Annotated in this window: 17 protein-coding genes and 1 pseudogene; 16 read left to right on the top strand and 2 right to left on the bottom strand. The window is 66.3% G+C overall.

What is annotated here, in order from left to right; genetic code table 11:
- Nucleotides 1-26: 26 nt before the first annotated feature.
- Complete coding sequence (locus AB0N75_RS12540; RefSeq protein WP_364650127.1) at nt 27-803, top strand: trans-aconitate 2-methyltransferase; 777 nt, start codon at nt 27-29, stop codon at nt 801-803.
- Between the two features lie 19 nt (nt 804-822).
- On the opposite strand, the gene AB0N75_RS12545 is transcribed toward AB0N75_RS12540, so the two are convergent.
- The gene (locus AB0N75_RS12545; protein WP_364650130.1) at nt 823-1,719 is read right to left on the bottom strand and encodes a glucose 1-dehydrogenase; all 897 of its coding nucleotides are present in this window, start codon (nt 1,717-1,719) and stop codon (nt 823-825) included.
- A 218-nt stretch (nt 1,720-1,937) separates the two neighbouring features.
- Here AB0N75_RS12545 and AB0N75_RS12550 point away from each other — a divergent pair, with 218 nt between their 5' ends.
- The 6 genes from AB0N75_RS12550 (at nt 1,938) to AB0N75_RS12575 (ending at nt 5,480) form a co-directional block, all read left to right on the top strand.
- Nucleotides 1,938-2,648 carry a PIG-L deacetylase family protein gene (locus tag AB0N75_RS12550; protein WP_364650133.1) on the top strand — a complete coding sequence of 237 codons (711 nt, stop codon included), beginning with the start codon at nt 1,938-1,940 and terminating at the stop codon, nt 2,646-2,648.
- 119 nt (nt 2,649-2,767) lie between these two features.
- A complete protein-coding gene (locus tag AB0N75_RS12555; protein ID WP_364650136.1) occupies nt 2,768-2,986 on the top strand; it encodes a CsbD family protein in 219 nt (72 codons plus the stop codon).
- A 147-nt stretch (nt 2,987-3,133) separates the two neighbouring features.
- Nucleotides 3,134-3,343: a hypothetical protein gene (locus AB0N75_RS12560; RefSeq protein WP_364650139.1), complete on the top strand. Its 210-nt coding sequence runs from the start codon at nt 3,134-3,136 to the stop codon at nt 3,341-3,343.
- A 287-nt stretch (nt 3,344-3,630) separates the two neighbouring features.
- Complete coding sequence (locus AB0N75_RS12565; protein ID WP_364650142.1) at nt 3,631-3,882, top strand: hypothetical protein; 252 nt, start codon at nt 3,631-3,633, stop codon at nt 3,880-3,882.
- Between the two features lie 180 nt (nt 3,883-4,062).
- Entirely contained in the window at nt 4,063-4,506 is a 444-nt protein-coding gene (locus AB0N75_RS12570) for a hypothetical protein (RefSeq protein WP_364650145.1), read from the top strand.
- A complete protein-coding gene (locus AB0N75_RS12575; protein ID WP_364650148.1) occupies nt 4,470-5,480 on the top strand; it encodes a DNA topoisomerase IB in 1,011 nt (336 codons plus the stop codon). Before AB0N75_RS12570 ends, AB0N75_RS12575 begins: the two co-directional genes overlap by 37 nt.
- Before the next feature lie 80 nt (nt 5,481-5,560).
- Here AB0N75_RS12575 and AB0N75_RS12580 read toward each other — a convergent pair whose 3' ends face one another.
- Complete coding sequence (locus AB0N75_RS12580) at nt 5,561-6,205, bottom strand: MBL fold metallo-hydrolase (protein ID WP_364650151.1); 645 nt, start codon at nt 6,203-6,205, stop codon at nt 5,561-5,563.
- 106 nt (nt 6,206-6,311) lie between these two features.
- On the opposite strand from AB0N75_RS12580, the gene AB0N75_RS12585 reads away from it, so the two are divergent.
- The 9 genes and pseudogenes from AB0N75_RS12585 to AB0N75_RS12625 all read left to right on the top strand — a co-directional run.
- Nucleotides 6,312-6,695: a GntR family transcriptional regulator gene (locus AB0N75_RS12585; protein ID WP_364650154.1), complete on the top strand. Its 384-nt coding sequence runs from the start codon at nt 6,312-6,314 to the stop codon at nt 6,693-6,695.
- 302 nt (nt 6,696-6,997) lie between these two features.
- Nucleotides 6,998-9,844 (top strand): excinuclease ABC subunit UvrA, encoded by a 2,847-nt coding sequence (uvrA, locus tag AB0N75_RS12590; protein ID WP_364650157.1) that lies wholly within the window; start codon nt 6,998-7,000, stop codon nt 9,842-9,844.
- Between the two features lie 74 nt (nt 9,845-9,918).
- A complete protein-coding gene (locus AB0N75_RS12595; RefSeq protein WP_364650161.1) occupies nt 9,919-10,635 on the top strand; it encodes an HAD hydrolase-like protein in 717 nt (238 codons plus the stop codon).
- A complete protein-coding gene (locus AB0N75_RS12600; protein ID WP_364650163.1) occupies nt 10,632-11,297 on the top strand; it encodes a lysophospholipid acyltransferase family protein in 666 nt (221 codons plus the stop codon). Before AB0N75_RS12595 ends, AB0N75_RS12600 begins: the two co-directional genes overlap by 4 nt.
- A 48-nt stretch (nt 11,298-11,345) precedes the next feature.
- Nucleotides 11,346-13,463 (top strand): excinuclease ABC subunit UvrC, encoded by a 2,118-nt coding sequence (uvrC, locus tag AB0N75_RS12605; RefSeq protein ID WP_364650166.1) that lies wholly within the window; start codon nt 11,346-11,348, stop codon nt 13,461-13,463.
- Nucleotides 13,464-13,513: 50 nt separating this feature from the next.
- Entirely contained in the window at nt 13,514-14,413 is a 900-nt protein-coding gene (gene rapZ / locus AB0N75_RS12610; RefSeq protein ID WP_364650196.1) for an RNase adapter RapZ, read from the top strand.
- Entirely contained in the window at nt 14,413-15,453 is a 1,041-nt protein-coding gene (locus AB0N75_RS12615; RefSeq protein ID WP_364650169.1) for a gluconeogenesis factor YvcK family protein, read from the top strand. Before rapZ ends, AB0N75_RS12615 begins: the two co-directional genes overlap by 1 nt.
- A 15-nt stretch (nt 15,454-15,468) precedes the next feature.
- Nucleotides 15,469-16,449, top strand: coding sequence for a DNA-binding protein WhiA (whiA, locus tag AB0N75_RS12620; RefSeq protein ID WP_353917920.1), 981 nt, complete (start codon nt 15,469-15,471; stop codon nt 16,447-16,449).
- Nucleotides 16,450-16,585: 136 nt separating this feature from the next.
- A pseudogene (locus AB0N75_RS12625) lies at nt 16,586-16,734 on the top strand (superoxide dismutase); the annotation flags it as partial.

Raw genomic sequence — 16,734 nt, forward strand, 5'->3', positions numbered from 1 at the left:
GTCATCCGTGGCGTAACGTACTGCCCATGCACTGGGACCCGCAGAAGTACGTTGAGTACGCCGACCACCGCAACCGTCCGTTCTTCGACCTGACCGGCCGTATTGCTGCCACCGAGCCGGCCGTGGTGGTGGATCTGGGCTGCGGCCCCGGCAACCTGACCGCCGCGCTCGCCGACCGCTGGCCGGGCGCCACGGTCACGGGGGTTGATTCCTCGGCGGAGATGATCCGTCAGGCCAGGCAGCGGAACAATCCGGTCAACGCGGAGTTTATGTCCGGGGATATCCGCGACTGGACGGCGCCGGACGGGCTGGATGTGCTGGTCTCCAACGCCGCACTCCAGTGGGTGCCTGGACACCAAGACCTGATGCGTTCGTGGCTGCGCGCCATGAAGCCCGGTGCGTGGCTGGCCGTCCAAGTGCCGGGGAACTTTGCTGCGCCGTCGCACGCGCTCATGCGGACGCTGGCAGGCGCACCGCACTGGCACCGTCGGTTGGACGGGGTGCTCCGGCATGAGGACGCGGTGTCCGAACCGCAGGACTACCTGCAGTTGCTGTTGGACGAAGGCTGTGAGGCCGACGTCTGGGAGAGCACCTACCAGCAATTGCTGCACGGCCCGGATCCGGTCCTGGAATGGGTCCGGGGCACCGGGCTGCGTCCGGTCCTGGCGGCCTTGCCGGCCGCCGAAGCGGCCAAGTTCGAATCCGAGTACGCCACGCTGCTGCGTGACGCCTACCCGGAGACCGAACATGGCACCGTCTTCGGCTTCCGCAGGATCTTCGCGGTGGGGCGCAAGCTCGGCTGAGGCTCACGGCGCCCAAGCTTCAGGGCGTGGGCGTCCCGCCGTTGACGTTCAGGGTTTCGCCGGACACGTAGCTTGACTCCGGCGAGGCCAGATAGACGTAGGCCGGAGCGAGTTCAGTGGGTTGACCCGCGCGGCCCAACGGCACGTTCTTGCCGAACTCGGGCAGCTTGTCCTTGGGCTGTCCTTCGCTGACCTGCAGCGGAGTCCAGAAGGGCCCCGGGGCCACCGCGTTGACCCGGATGCCACGGCTGGCCAACTGCTGGGCCAAGCCCTTGGTGAAGTTGTTGATGGCGGCCTTAGTGGAGGCGTAGTCCAGCAGGAAAGGCGACGGGTTGTAGGCCTGTACCGACGTGGTGTTGATGATCGTCGAACCGGGCTGCATGTGCGGCACCGCCGCCTTGGTGATCCAGAAGATGGCGAAGATGTTCGTCTTGAAGGTGTCCTCGAACTGCTCGTCGCTGATGTCTTCGATCTGTTCGACGGCGATCTGCCGCCCGGCATTGTTGACCAGAATATCCAGGCCACCTAGTTGCTCCACCGCCTTGGCTACCAGATCCCGGGAGGCGGCGGCATCCGAAATGTCGCCCGGCAGCAGCACCGCCTTCCGCCCCTCTTTCTCAATCACGGACGCGATGTGCTGGGCGTCCGATTCTTCAGCCGGCAGGTAGGAGAGGGCGACGTCGGCGCCTTCCCGGGCGAAGCCGATGGCAACGGCTGCACCGATGCCGGAGTCGGCCCCGGTGATGAGGGCCTTGCGGCCGGTCAGCCTGCCGGTGCCGCGGTATGACTCTTCGCCTCGGTCGGTCTTCGGTTCCAATTCCTTATCCAGCCCGGGCTCCGGCTGGCTCTGCTTCGGCGGCGAGATGCTGGGGTAGCGGTCAACGGGATTCTGGAACGTGTACTGATCGGACGTCATGTGGGGCTCCTTCTGGCGGCCGGTTCCGGAGGCATCCGGCAGCAATGGCTGCGCTGAAGCGGAACGGAGTGGTCCGGACGGCCAATATGGTCAGTATGCTGATCGTGATGCCACCCTACGCCGTCGGGCATTTGACCGCATAGCCCGGCAAGCGGAACCGGACGGCGCCGGCTGGACCGTAGCAACAGGAAACCGCAGTAACAGGAAAGGGCGCTGCCATGGCTCCGGATGACCTGAAACCCCTCCCGGCCGGCTGGCACCGGGCGCTGGTCCTGATGGCACATCCTGATGATCCGGAGTATGGGATCGCCGCCGCTGTCGCCGAATGGATCGGACAGGGAAAGGACGTCGCGTACGTCTTGGCGACCAGGGGAGAGGCCGGCATTGCCGGGCTGCCTCCCCGCGAGGCCGGACCCCTGCGCGAACAAGAACAGCGGGCCGCCTGCCGGGCGGTGGGGGTTGAGAAAGTGTCGTTCCTGGACTATCCGGACGGCCGACTCGAGGAAACGCTCCAGTTGCGCCGCGACCTGGCACGCGAGATCAGGACCTTTCGGCCGGACGTGGTGGTGACACTGAACCATCGAGATGCCTGGGGCCCGGGGGCGTGGAATTCGCAGGACCACCAGGTCATGGGCCGGTCGGTCCTCAATGCGGTGGCGGATGCCGGCAATGAATGGATCTTCCCGGAGTTGGCGGCGCAAGGTCATCGGCCGCACACCGTTTCGTTCACTGCGGTTGCCTCCACCCGGCCCACGCACTATCTGGACGTCGGCCAGCATGCGTTGGACTCTGCGCTGCGCTCGCTGACGGCGCACCGCCGCTATCTGGAGGCGCTGAGCGACCGGCCCGTGGAGGAACAGGCGGCCGAACAGCTCGCGCTGGTGACCGGCGGCAGGCCGCGAATAGCCTTCGAATTGTTCGGGCTGTAGCAGGAGCGTGAAGGTTTCCGGCATCAATTCGCGGAAAAGGTCAGCAAGCTTTGTACTTTGCGTGAGGCGAGGTAGTCTGGCTGCACCTGTTGAAAACCTGAACCGAAAGAGGTGCTGTCATGGGTATGGGCGATAAGTTCGATGCTGCGAAAGACAAGGTCACGGGCAAGGTAAACGAAGCCGTCGGCGACGCGACCGATGACAAGTCGCGCGAGATGAAGGGCAAGGCCCAGCAGGTCGAGGGCGAAGCCAAAGACAAGCTGGCCGATGCCAAGGCCCATCTGAACGAGGACGCCGACCGGGCCACCGATGACACCGAGGGTGGCGGCAGGCGCTAAGCGTTTTGCCGACTCGGAAGCCTCCGCGGACTACTGGTCCGCGGAGGCTTCCGGCGTCAAGAGGCAGACCTCGTGTTGGCTGTGGACGATGAAAGACCCTGATGCCGGGTCGCACCCCATTCCTCATTCCTATTGACAGGACCCGCAATGACGACCGAACAACTGCCCGAGGCGTATGCCCGCTACGTGGCCGGGCTGGAGCACAGCCAGGCTGACGCCATCCTCCCGGTGCTGAGGCAATCTGCTGCGGACGGGGAGCGGGGCGTGCTGGTGCGATTCCTTCCGAACGAAGTCCAGGCCATGGCGTCCGAGGATGTCCCATTCGGGACCATCAGGGAAGAACGTTACGACGATTAGAACCCGGCTCCAGTCGGACGTTTTCGGGTAGGGAGGGCTGCAGTAAGCCGCGCTTTTGCGTTCCACTGGCGTGACGACCCAAAAGATAGCCCTGCGATGTTCCGTGATTCATTGCCGCAGGGCAGAAGCGCTTGTAAGCTCACTGCAGTGGAGCCGAATCGGCTCCCGGGCTACCTGGAGGCAGAGCGCATGGACGGGTCAACTGCCGGTCGGTCAGGGGTGGCACGTTTAGGTTCGGGGGGAACCTAATGCGGCACCGCCACTTGCCTCCCGCAGACGAGTTTCCGGTGGAGTTGGCTCTGCTCGGGGACCCGGAACTGCTGGCGTTGTACGGCAGGGCCATGCGGCAACTCGAGCGCGAGAGTATCCAATTCGGGGCGGCGGAGCCGGAAACCGAGTTCCGCCTTGAAGAACTGCGGGTCGAGCTGGACCGGCGGGACAGCAGGGACGCACTCAAGGCCAGCAAGCGTCGAATCCGCTGCCTCTACGGCGAAACCGAAAGCCAGCCGCCTGACTCGCTGTACGGCGGGGACTCCTAGGCCCGCTCTGAGGGCCCCCGCCACGTCCGCCAGGGACTGCACCGCGGCGCCGCCCCCTTCGCCGCCGCGCCTGCCATTTCCTTGATGCATGCCACTTCCCGCGCCGCGCGCCCGGGCTTCGGTATAGTTATAGACAGTAGCCTTACCAATAGTGATGTTGATGCGAAAGGGCAGACGACCATGATCGCCAACGACAGTTCACGTGCCCATGCCGGCGAGTACGATTTCGGTGGAGCCGGAGGAGGTTTGCCGGATCCGTGGTGCTCCGCCTGCAACAGCGACGAGTATCTGGTTTTCGACGCTGTCACGCTGCTTCAGCCGGGGCCGGGCGCTCCTGCGCTGCCGCGGTGGGACGTTAGCTACTGGTGCAGCCACTGCGAGAGCTATTACGGCCACCAGACCTACAAGGTGCCCGCCTCGGAAACAGGGACGGTGGGGATCGATTTCGGTGCCGATGGCTACATGCACTGCGGAGAGCCGATGCAGCCGGTGGAACGAGTCGATCAAGCCATCCAGGATCCCGTTGACGCCGGCTCGCCGGAGACGGGCCCGCTTCCGACGGTGCGCGTGAACGTAGAAATTCTGCGTTGCCGCTGCGGCTTCAAGATGGAGGTGCCCGTCTGAGGCTACGGCGGAGCAATATCCGGGCTCCCGGTATATCCCGCCGGCGGCATGGGACCGGATTCTCCTACCGCCACCCCGATGGTTCGAAGCTTTCCGGCGACGAGCTCCGCAGGGTCAAGGCGTTGGCGGTTCCGCCGGCATGGTCCGACGTGTGGATCTGCCCGGCGGAAAACGGCCATATCCAGGCGGCGGGCATGGACGACGCCGGGCGGCGGCAATACATTTACCATCCCCGATGGCGCGAACTCAGGGACCGAGAGAAGTTCGACCGCGCGCTGGCCTTCGGCCGTACCCTGACGGCCGCACGGCGGAGGGTGACGCTGCTGCTCCGGTCGGGGGACATGACCCGGGAGGTGGCCTGCGCCGCCGCGTTCCGCTTGCTGGACAGCGCGTCGCTGCGAATCGGCTCAGACGTCTATGCCGAGGAAAACGGGTCCTACGGGGTGACCACCTTGCTGGTCAGCCACGTCCAGGTGCATCAGGACACCATCCGGCTCGATTTTCCGGGCAAGAGCGGGCTGCAGTGGGACGTGGAAGTGAAGGATCCGGACCTCGCCGGCTGGCTGGCCCTGGGCAGAGGGAGGAAGGCGGGGGATCCGGCCATCGGCTACCGCAACGACGACGGGAGCTGGTCCGGACTGGCCGCCTCCGAGCTGAATGATTTCATCCATGGGCTCTGCGGGCAGGGTTTTAGCGCCAAGGATTTTCGGACCTGGCAAGGGACCGTTGCCGCCGCGGTTGAACTGGCCCGCTACGACGGCAAGCCCGGCATCACGGCCCGACGCAAGGCAGTTGCTGCCGCCATCAGAGCCGTGGCAGAGCGGCTCGGCAACACGCCCGCCGTTGCCCGCTCATCATACGTGGATCCGCGGCTGGTCGACCGTTTCATGGACGGGCAGGTTCCAGATGCCGTCACCTATTCCGCGGCCGAGCGCAGCCTGCCGGCTTTCCTTGGCAACGAGGAACAGAAATAGTCCGCGGCGCTAGAATGAGAGAGCCCCGGCAGGCGGGATTCCCCCCAACGTCCACGCCTGTCGGGGTTGTTGACCCTTGCCTACCAGCCGCGGGACTTCCACTCGTCCAGATGCGGCCGTTCAGCGCCAAGCGTAGTTCCCTTCCCGTGTCCGGGATGGATCACGGTGTCGTCAGGCAGGTAGCCGAACAACCGGTCGCGGACGTCGTTGAAGAGGGAAGCAAAGCGCTCCGGATCCTTCTCCGTATTGCCCACTCCGCCGGGAAACAGCGAGTCGCCGGTGAATACATGCGCGGGCCCGTCCGGGGCACGGTAGAGCAGTGCCACCGAGCCTGGGGTGTGGCCCCGCAGCTTGATGGCCTCCAGCGAGAATCCATCGAACCGGCCCACGTCCTGATGCTCGAGCGAAACATCGGTCGGCACCTCGATCGCAGGAATATCCTCCGCGCCGGCGGCCGACTTGGCCCCGGTGGCGGCTACCGTATCCGCCAAGGCGCGGACATGGTCCCAGTGGCTGTGCGTGGTGATGACCAATTCGACCTTGGCGGGGCCGGCCGCATCCGCGGCCCCGTCGCGCAGGAGCTGTTCAATGGCCGGAAAGTCGTCGGCGGCATCAATCAGTACCTGGGCGCCGGATTTCTTGGCTGTCAGCAGATAAACGTTGTTGTCCATTTCGGAAACCGAAATGCCGCGGATAGTGACTGCAGGATCTTCATGAAGCAACATGCGTTCCAGCCTACCGACAGTCGACCCGGACGGCTCCGGATGTCATTCTGGTTGTAGCAGTGGACAGGCCGGTTGCTGCGGACACGACGAGGAGCGGGCGCGGGCGATGGAAGCGAGTGGGTTTGACTGGCGGATGAACCGCGACAGCGCCGTGCCGCTGTTCGAACAACTGCGGCTGCGGATCATTGAAGCGGCCGACGCCGGGGAGTTGCCGGTGGGCACCAAGCTGCCGCCCGTCCGGCGGCTGGCCGATCACTTGGGCGTGGTGCCGAATACGGTGGCCCGCGCGTACCGGGAACTGGAAACCGCCGGCCGGGTGGAGACGCACGGCCGGGCCGGTACGGTGGTCAGCGCCGGAGCGGGCAAGGCCCGGCAGCAACTGGGCGACGCCGCCGAAGCCTTCGCGCTGGCGGTCCACGGTCAGGGAATCGGCGCCAAGGAAGCCCTCGCCGCTGCCAAGGCAGCGATGGAGCGCCACGGCATCAAATAGCGCCCCATCAAGTAGCCACTGCATTGAGTAGCCGCTGCATCAAGTGCCGCAGCAACGCCTAGCGGACCCGCGCCCGACCGAAGCCGGCTTAAGAATGTTGCCAGGCGTCGCCGTCGTGCTGAGCGAGGGCGCGGGGCGGCAAATGCGGACAGTGGTTGTCCGCAGTAGCCGCCGGCCGTGACCGATGTAATACAAGTTCGAACGAATTTTCGATTAGAGTAGATATCGTGCTAAAAGCGAGTGAAACGTCCGTCCCGGCGACCGATTCGGAGTCCGCCACCCCCGTTTCCCACCCCGCGGATATGTCACGCTTGGTCGTCAAAGGCGCCCGCGAGCATAACCTCCAGAACGTCAGCGTGGATCTTCCCCGCGACTCCATGATCGTCTTTACCGGGCTGTCCGGCTCCGGGAAGTCGTCCCTGGCCTTCGACACGATTTTTGCCGAGGGCCAGCGCCGGTACGTGGAATCGCTGTCATCGTATGCGCGGATGTTCCTGGGCCAGGTGGACAAGCCCGACGTCGATTTCATCGAGGGCCTCTCGCCCGCGGTGTCGATCGACCAGAAGTCAACCAGCCGGAATCCGCGCTCCACCGTCGGCACCATCACCGAGATCTACGACTACCTGCGCCTACTATGGGCCCGGGTGGGCCGTCCCTTCTGTCCGCAGTGCGGCGAGCCGGTGGAGAAACAGACTCCGCAACAGATCGTGGATCAGCTGCAGGAGCTGCCAGAGGGAACGCGTTTCCAGGTTCTGGCACCCGTGGTGCGTGGCCGCAAGGGCGAGTTTGTGGACCTGTTCAAGGAGCTGAGCGCCAAGGGATTTTCCCGCGCCAAAGTGGACGGCAAGCAGGTGCAGCTGTCCGAACCGCCGAAGCTGGGCAAGCAGTACAAGCACACCATTGAGGTGGTGGTGGACCGGCTGGTGGCCAAAGACGGTATCCACCAGCGCCTGACCGACTCGGTGGAGACCGCGCTGGCGCTGGCGGAAGGCCGGGTGCTGGCCGACTTCGTGGACCTCGACGAGGAGGACCCGGGCCGTACCCGTGCCTTCTCCGAACACTTGGCCTGCCCGAACGAGCACCCGTTGGCGATCGACGAGATCGAACCGCGATCCTTCTCATTCAACAATCCGTTTGGCGCCTGCCCTGCCTGCACCGGCATCGGCAGCAAGCTCGAGGTGGATGTGGATCTGGTGGTCCCGGATCCGGACCGAAGCCTGGCCGACGGCGCCATCGCCCCGTGGTCGCTCGGCAAGGCCACCCAGGAGTACTGGACCCGGCTGCTTGAAGGACTCTCGCACGAGCTCGGCTTCTCGATGGACGAGCCGTGGAAGAACCTGCCGAAGAAGGTCCGCGATGCCGTGCTGCTCGGCAAGGATTTCAAAGTGGTGGTTCAGTACCGCAACCGCTTCGGACGGGAGCGCAAATACTCCACCGGCTTCGAAGGCGCCTTCCAGTACATCCACCGCAAGCACGAGGAAACCGAGTCCGAAATGGCCCGGGACCGCTACAAGGAGTACATGCGGGAAGTGCCGTGCCCGGAGTGCAACGGCGCGCGGTTGAACCCCGCCTCGCTGTCCGTACTGATCAACGGCAAGTCCATTGCGGACGTTTCCGCCCTGCCGCTGCGCGAGGCCAGCTCCTTCCTGGACGGCCTGGACCTGACGGCCCGCGAAGCCCAGATCGGCCACCAGGTGCTCATCGAGATCCAGGCCCGGCTGCGCTTCCTGCTGGATGTGGGCCTGGAGTATCTGAACCTGGAGCGGGCGGCAGGCACGTTGTCCGGCGGCGAGGCCCAGCGCATCCGGCTGGCCACCCAGATCGGTTCCGGCCTGGTTGGTGTCCTCTACGTGCTGGACGAGCCCTCGATCGGTTTGCACCAGCGGGACAACCGGCGGCTGATCGAGACCTTGACCCGCTTGCGCGATCTGGGCAACACGCTGATCGTGGTCGAGCACGACGAGGACACCATCGCCGAGGCCGACTGGATTGTGGACATCGGTCCGGGTGCCGGCGAACACGGCGGCGAAGTGGTCCATTCCGGCTCCCTGCAGGAACTGCTGGAGAACACGCGTTCCATCACCGGTGACTACTTGTCCGGACGCCGCCGGATAGAGCTTCCGGGCAAACGCCGGAAGGTGGACAAGAAGCGCCAGCTGAAAGTGGTCGGGGCGCGCGAGAACAATCTGCGCGGCATCGACGCGCAGTTCCCGCTGGGCGTTTTCACCGCGGTCACCGGCGTCAGCGGCTCCGGCAAGTCGACCTTGGTCAACGACATCCTCTACAAGGTGCTGGCCAACAAGCTCAACGGGGCCAAGCACGTGGCCGGCCGGCACACCAGGGTGGAGGGGCTGGACCAGCTGGACAAGGTGATCCACGTGGACCAGAGTCCGATCGGACGCACCCCGCGGTCCAATCCGGCCACCTACACGGGTGTCTTCGACAACATCCGCAAATTGTTCGCCGAGACCAACGAGGCCAAGCTTCGCGGCTACCTGCCCGGCAGGTTCTCCTTCAACGTGAAGGGCGGCCGCTGCGAAGCTTGCTCGGGCGACGGCACGCTGAAGATCGAAATGAACTTCCTTCCGGACGTCTACGTGCCGTGCGAGGTCTGCCACGGCGCGCGCTACAACCGGGAGACCCTGGAAGTCCACTACAAGGGCAAGACCATTGCCGAGGTGCTGGACATGCCGATCGAGGAGGCAGCGGACTTCTTTGCCGCGTTCACCCCGATTGCCCGCCACCTTCGGACCTTGGTGGACGTCGGGTTGGGCTACGTCCGGTTGGGCCAGCCCGCCACCACGCTGTCCGGCGGCGAGGCGCAGCGCGTCAAGCTCGCCAGCGAACTGCAGCGCCGCTCGAACGGTCGCAGCGTCTACGTGCTGGATGAGCCGACTACCGGCCTGCATTTTGAGGACATCCGCAAGCTGCTGCAGGTATTGCAGGGCCTGGTGGAAAAGGGCAACACCGTGATCACCATCGAACACAACCTGGACGTGATCAAGAGCGCCGACTGGGTAGTGGACATGGGCCCCGAAGGCGGCTCCGGCGGCGGCCAGATCATTGCCAGCGGCACACCCGAGCAGGTTGCCGCAGTCGAGGGGAGCCACACCGGCAGGTTCCTGGCGGAGGCGCTCGGTCGCCCGTGAGCCGCGACGGAATGACATATTCCGCCGCGGGAATGGATTCCGGCCGATCCGCGGACCTGTGGGAAAATGCCCGGGTGACTCAATTGCCTGCGCTGGTCTTGTTCGACCTTGACGGAACCCTTGTTGACCCCGCGGGAGCTATCACCAACGGAATTGCCGGTGCCCTTGAGGCTGCCGGACTCCCGGTTCCGCCGCAGGACAGGCTGGGCACGCTGGTGGGGCCGCCGCTGGGTGATTCACTGCGCGCCGCGGGCGTGCCGGAGGACAGGCTCGGCGAAGTCATCGCCCTGTACCGCGCCGGCTACCGGGCGCACGGCATGGCAGAAAGCCGCGTGTACCCAGGCATGGCCGAATTGCTGGGGCGGCTGCTGGCGGCCGGCCTGACGTTGGCTGTTGCCACGCAGAAACCGACCGGCCTGGCCCGCGAACTCCTCCGCCTGAAGGGCCTGGACACGTTCTTCGAGGGCATCCACGGAGCGGAGGGCGACGATCCGGCACCGGACGATCCGGGACTGGGCAAAGTGCCGATCCTGCAGGCGGCTCTGGCGGCCGCGGACGACTTCGGTCCGGTGCTGATGGTCGGCGACCGCCTCTACGACATGGCTGCCGCGAGCCATCTGGGCGTTCCGGGCATCGGCGTCAGTTGGGGATTCGCCGCCGACGGCGAGCTGGAAGCCGCCGGTGCGTCCGTCGTCGTGCATTCCATGCCGGAACTCGAGGCCGTCATCAAACGGCTGGCGGTTGCGCAACCGGAGACCGCCTCGGCCGGGGGACCGGGACCGGCCGCATGAAGACCTTCGAAGTGACCCGCGCCTCGTTCCGGGCCGCCTTGCGGGGCAGTTGCCGGCCGACCATAGAGGGCATCGACAATTTTCCGGACGCCGGCCCGGTGATTGTCGCCCCGAACCACTTGTCCTTTCTGGACAGCATCATCATCCAGGCCATGATGCCGCGGAAGGTCGCGTTCTTTGCCAAGGCCGAGTACTTCACCGCGCGGGGGCCCAAGGGGGCAGCCATGCGCTGGTTCTTCAGCAGTGTGGGCTCGATTCCGGTGGAACGCGGCGAGCAGGCGGCAAGCGTGGCGGCGCTGCAGAGCGCGGTGGACGTACTGGGGCGCAACGAGGCCTTTGGGATCTATCCTGAAGGAACACGGTCCCGTGACGGCAAGCTGTACCGCGGGCGAACCGGTGTGGGCTGGCTGGCCCTGACCACCGGGGCACCGGTGCTGCCGGTAGGGCTGATCGGCACCGAACAGCTTCAGCCCGCCGGAAAGATGATGGTCCGGCCGAAACACTTCACCGTCCGGATCGGCAAACCGCTGTACTTCGAGCGGACCGGGCCGCAGCATTCGCTGCCGGCACGTCGTTCGGCGACGGACCAGATCATGGACGCGATCGCCGACCTGACGGGCCAGGACCGCTCACACAGCTACAACAAGACGCCGTCGGAGTGACCTTCGGACGGCGGATCAGGACTGAGATGACGAAGGGAGTGACCGACAATGGCTGATCCGGCGTCCTACCGTCCGCGGACGGGGGAGATCCCCACCAATCCCGGCGTCTACCGCTTCCGGGACGAGCACGGCCGTGTTATCTACGTGGGCAAGGCGAAGAACCTGCGGTCCAGGCTCAACAACTACTTCGCCAGTCCCAAGAACCTGCTGCCCAAAACGTATGCGATGGTGCATACGGCAGCGTCGGTGGAGTGGACGATCGTGGGCAGCGAGCTGGAGGCCATCCAGCTCGAGTACACCTGGATCAAGGAATTCACGCCGCGCTTCAACATCATGTTCCGGGACGACAAGTCCTACCCCTACCTGGCCGTGACCATGGGGGAGAAGTTCCCGCGTGTCCAGGTGATGCGCGGGGAACGGCGCAAGGGCGTGAAGTACTTCGGCCCGTACTATCCGGCCAAGGCGATCCGCGAGACCGTGGACACGCTGCTGCGGGTATTCCCGGTCCGCAGCTGCAGCACCGGCGTGTTCAACCGCGCCCAGCGCACCGGCCGGCCCTGCCTGCTGGGCTACATCGACAAGTGCTCGGCGCCCTGCGTCGGCCGGATCTCGCCGGAGGACCACAAGGCGCTGGCGGCCGAGTTCTGTGCGTTCATGGGCGGGGAAGCCGACCGGTTCATCCGGGCGCTGGAGAAGAAGATGGCGGCGGCGGTGGCTGAACTCGACTACGAGTCGGCGGCGCGGCACCGCGACGACATCGCCGCGCTGCGGCGGGTCTTCGAACGCAATGCCGTGGTGCTCAGCGAAGACACCGACGCCGATGTGTTCGCGCTGGCGCAGGACGAGCTGGAGGCGGCTGTCCAGGTGTTCCACGTGCGCGGCGGCCGGATCCGCGGCCAGCGGGGCTGGGTGGTGGAAAAGGTCGAGGACCAAAGCACCGCCGACTTGGCCGAGCACCTGCTCCAGCAGGTGTACGGCGACGCCGACGGGCCGGACAGGATCCCGCGCCAGGTGATGCTGCCGCAGGAGCCGGAGAATGCCGCCGAACTGCAGGCTTGGCTGAGCACGCTGCGCGGCAGCAAGGTGCAGATCCACGTGCCCAAACGCGGAGACAAGGCCGCGTTGATCTCCACCGTGCGGGAGAACGCCGAACAGGCCCTGGCACTCCACAAGAGCCGGCGGGCCGGCGACATCACCACGCGTTCGGCCGGCCTGCAGCAGCTGCAGGAGGCGTTGGACCTTCCGGTCGCGCTGCTCCGGATCGAGTGCTACGACATCTCCCATGTCCAAGGCACCAACGTGGTGGCCTCCATGGTGGTGGTGGAAGACGGGCTGGCGAAGAAATCCGATTACCGCCGCTTTGCGATCACCGGCGACGCCGCCCGCGACGACACCTCCGCCATGTATGACGTCATCAGCCGGCGATTCCGGAACTACCTGGTTGACCAGGGACGCCTGGCCGCGCCTGAGGCCGCCGAGGCGGTAGCGGGCGCTGCCGCCGAAGCAGCCGCAGCACAGCCGCAGCCCCCCGCGGACGGCGGGGACACCGCCGTCGTGCCGGAAGAAGTTGTGCCGCAGGAGACCGTGGCGAAAGAGACAGTGCCGCAGGAGACCGTGCCGCAGGACACCGTGCTGGCAGAGACCTTGACGCCGGCGCCGAAAACCAAGTTCGCCTACCCGCCGAATCTGGTGGTGGTCGACGGCGGGCCGCCGCAGGTGGCCGCGGCCTCCCGCGCACTGGCGGACCTGGGCATTACCGACGTGTACGTGGTGGGCCTGGCCAAGCGGCTGGAAGAGGTGTGGCTGCCCGACGACGATTTCCCGGTGATCCTGCCGCGCACGTCCGAGGGGCTGTTCCTGCTGCAGCGCATCCGCGACGAGGCCCACCGCTTCGCGATCGCCTACCACCGGCAGAAGCGCGGCAAGGCCATGACGGTCTCCGTGCTGGACGGCATTCAGGGATTGGGGCCGGCGAAGCGGAAGGCACTGCTGAAACATTTCGGTTCGGCGAAGAAGCTGAAGGCGGCCAGCGTGGAAGAGCTGCAGCAGGTGCCGGGCATCGGGCCTGCGATGGCCGCCTCGCTGAGACGGCAGTTGGCGCCCGGCGCCGCGGATGACGCCGCGCCGGCAGTCAATATGGCAACCGGCGAAATCATCGAATCTTAGTTAGGCTAGAGCTGAAATTGAGGGGTGTGGTCGGGATGGATGGGATGACGATGACGGTGGACGAGGACCTGACGCCGGAGAAGCCGGTGGAATCCGAACTCCTGGTGGTCACCGGCATGTCAGGAGCCGGCCGGACCACGGCGGCGCACGCGTTGGAAGACCATGGCTGGTACGTGGTGGACAACCTGCCGCCGCAAATGCTCGGCACGCTGGCCGAGCTGGTGTCGCGGATGCCGCAGTCGCTGCCCAAGCTGGCCGTGGTGGTGGACGTGCGCAGCCAGAGCCTGTTCCGCGATATCCGCGAGGCCCTGCACGCCCTGGCCGCCAGCGGGGTCCACTACCGGGTGCTCTTCCTGGACGCCGCGGACGAAGTGCTGGTCCGCCGCTTTGAACAGGGCCGGCGTCCGCACCCGCTGCAGGGCGACGGCCGGATTTCCGACGGCATCACCGCCGAACGCGACCTGCTCAGCAGCCTGAAGGAATCGGCCGACCTGGTGGTGGAGACCACCGATATGAACGTGCATGCCCTCGCCACGGCGGTCACGGAACTCTTTACCGACTCCGGTCCCATCGTTCTGCGCATCAACGTGATCAGCTTCGGCTTCAAGTACGGGCTGCCGGTGGACGCCAACTTCGTGGCCGACGTGCGCTTCATTCCGAACCCGCACTGGGTACCCGCGCTGCGCCCCTACACCGGGCTGGACGAGAAGGTCCGTGACTACGTGCTGGTGGATTCCGGCGCCGAAGAGTTCGTCAACCGCTACGTGGATGCGCTGGAGCCGGTGATGGAGGGCTACCGCCGTGAAAACAAGCACTACGGCACCATCGCCATCGGATGTACCGGCGGCAAGCACCGGTCGGTCGCGGTGGCCGAGGAAATCGGCAAGCGGTTGGCCCAGCTGCCCAGCGTCAAGGTGACCGTCCAGCACCGTGACCTGGGGCGCGAATAGTGGCAATCCTGACCGGACCGCTGCCGCTGGTTCCGGTCCCGGGTACCTCCCGCAGCCGGACCGGGGAGGGCGGGGCACCGCCGTCGGTCGTCGCGTTGGGCGGCGGCCACGGGCTGTCTGCCTCGCTGGGTGCGCTGCGCCTGCTGACCACCGAGCTGACCGCCATTGTCACGGTGGCCGACGACGGCGGTTCCTCCGGCCGCCTGCGCGAGGAGTTCGGCGTGCTGCCGCCCGGGGACCTGCGGATGGCGCTGGCCGCCCTGTGTGACGATACCGACTGGGGCCGGACCTGGCGCGACGTGATGCAGCACCGCTTCAAGTCGTCCCCGGGGTCCGAGCAGTCGCTGGACAATCATGCGCTGGGGAACTTGCTGATTGTCACGTTGTGGGAGTTGCTGGGGGACCCGGTGGCCGGGCTCAAGTGGGCCGGCGCGCTGCTGGGGGCACGCGGCGAGGTACTGCCGATGGCCACCGTGCCGCTGACCATCGAGGGCGACGTGTTGGTCGAGGGCGAGGACGGGCGGCTGCGCAGTGCGCTGATCTCCGGCCAGTCCAGGCTCGCCGCGGCCGGACGGAACAGCCACGTCAATGACGTGCGGCTGCTGCCCGACGACGCCCCGGCCTGCGTCGAGGCGCTCAACGCCATCGAACTTGCCGACTGGGTGATCCTGGGGCCGGGTTCCTGGTACACCTCCGTGCTGCCGCATCTGATGCTCAAGGAGATGCGCGAGGCGCTGTGCAACACCCCGGCGCGGCGATGCCTGACCATGAACCTCTCGGTGGATACCAAGGAAACGTCCGGCATGACGGCGGCGGACCACCTGGCGGCCGTGAAACGTTGCGCCCCCGATATGCGTTTCGACGTGGTGCTGGCCGATCCGCGGGTGATCGAAAACCGGGAGCGTTTCGAGGAAGCCGCCGGGGAGCTCGGTGCGCGTGTGGTCTTCGGTAGAGTAGGTAGCTCAGGCGGACGCCCCGTACACGATCCGTTGAGACTGGCGAGTGCCTACCACGACATTTTCGGGGACAGCAAGGATTAGGTAAGGACAAGGTGCATGGCGCTGACCGCAGCAGTCAAGGATGAGCTTGCTCGCCTCGACATCAAGAAGTCCCAGGTTCGGAAGGCGGAGGTCTCCGCGACGCTCCGGTTCGCCGGCGGACTTCACATCATTTCCGGCCGCATTGTTATTGAGGCGGAAGTTGATCTGGCTGCGACGGCCCGCCGGCTGCGTACTGCCATCGCGGAAGTGTACGGTCACAGCGGCGACATCATCGTGGTCTCCGGCGGCGCCCTGCGCCGCGGGAACCGCTACGTGGTGCGTGTGGTCAGGGACGGGGAGTCGCTGGCCCGGCAGACCGGCCTGCTGGATGGCCGCGGCCGTCCGGTCCGCGGGCTGCCCTCCGTGGTGGTCAACGGCTCCGCCGCCGACGCCGAGGCAGTCTGGCGCGGCGCCTTCCTGGCCCACGGATCGCTGACCGAACCCGGCCGCTCGTCGGCGCTCGAAGTCACCTGCCCCGGCCCGGAAGCGGCGCTGGCTTTGGTCGGCGCGGCCCGCCGATTGGGCATTGCGGCCAAGGCACGCGAGGTCCGGGGCGTGGACCGGGTGGTGATCCGGGACGGTGACAGCATCGCGGCGCTCTTGACCCGGATGGGGGCCCATGATGCGCTGATGGTGTGGGAAGAACGCCGGATGCGCAAGGAAGTGCGGGCCACCGCCAACCGGTTGGCCAACTTCGACGACGCCAACCTGCGGCGCTCTGCCCAGGCCGCGGTGGCGGCGGGTGCCCGCGTCGAGCGGGCCTTGGAGATCCTCGGTGAGGATGTGCCCGAGCACTTGCGCTACGCCGGCGAACTGCGGGTGGCGCACAAGCAAGCCTCGTTGGACGAACTCGGCCGTCTTGCGGACCCGGCGATGACCAAGGACGCCATCGCCGGCCGGATCCGCCGGCTGCTGGCCATGGCCGACAAACGGGCGGCGGAGTTGCGCATCCCGGGGACCGAAGCCAATGTCACGCCGGAGATGCTGGACGACTAGATACGGGATGGGCAGCCGCCGGGTCCGGCGGTACGGTCAACGAAGACCGGTTTGAGAGCTGCCGGACGGAAACCTCCGTCCGGTTGGACAATCCGACCCAGCCGCGGACCGCGGCCGGGAGAAGACGGAGGAAACCATGAGCACGTACGAACTGCCCGAGCTCGACTATGATTACGCAGCCCTGGAGCCGCATATCTCGGCCCGGATCATGGAGCTGCACCACTCCAAGCACCACGCCACCTACGTGGCCGGCGCGAACACCGCACTGGAGCAGCTGGCCGACGC

Origin of the sequence: Arthrobacter sp. NPDC089319 (genome assembly GCF_040684925.1) — a bacterium.
Lineage (GTDB): Bacteria > Actinomycetota > Actinomycetes > Actinomycetales > Micrococcaceae > Crystallibacter.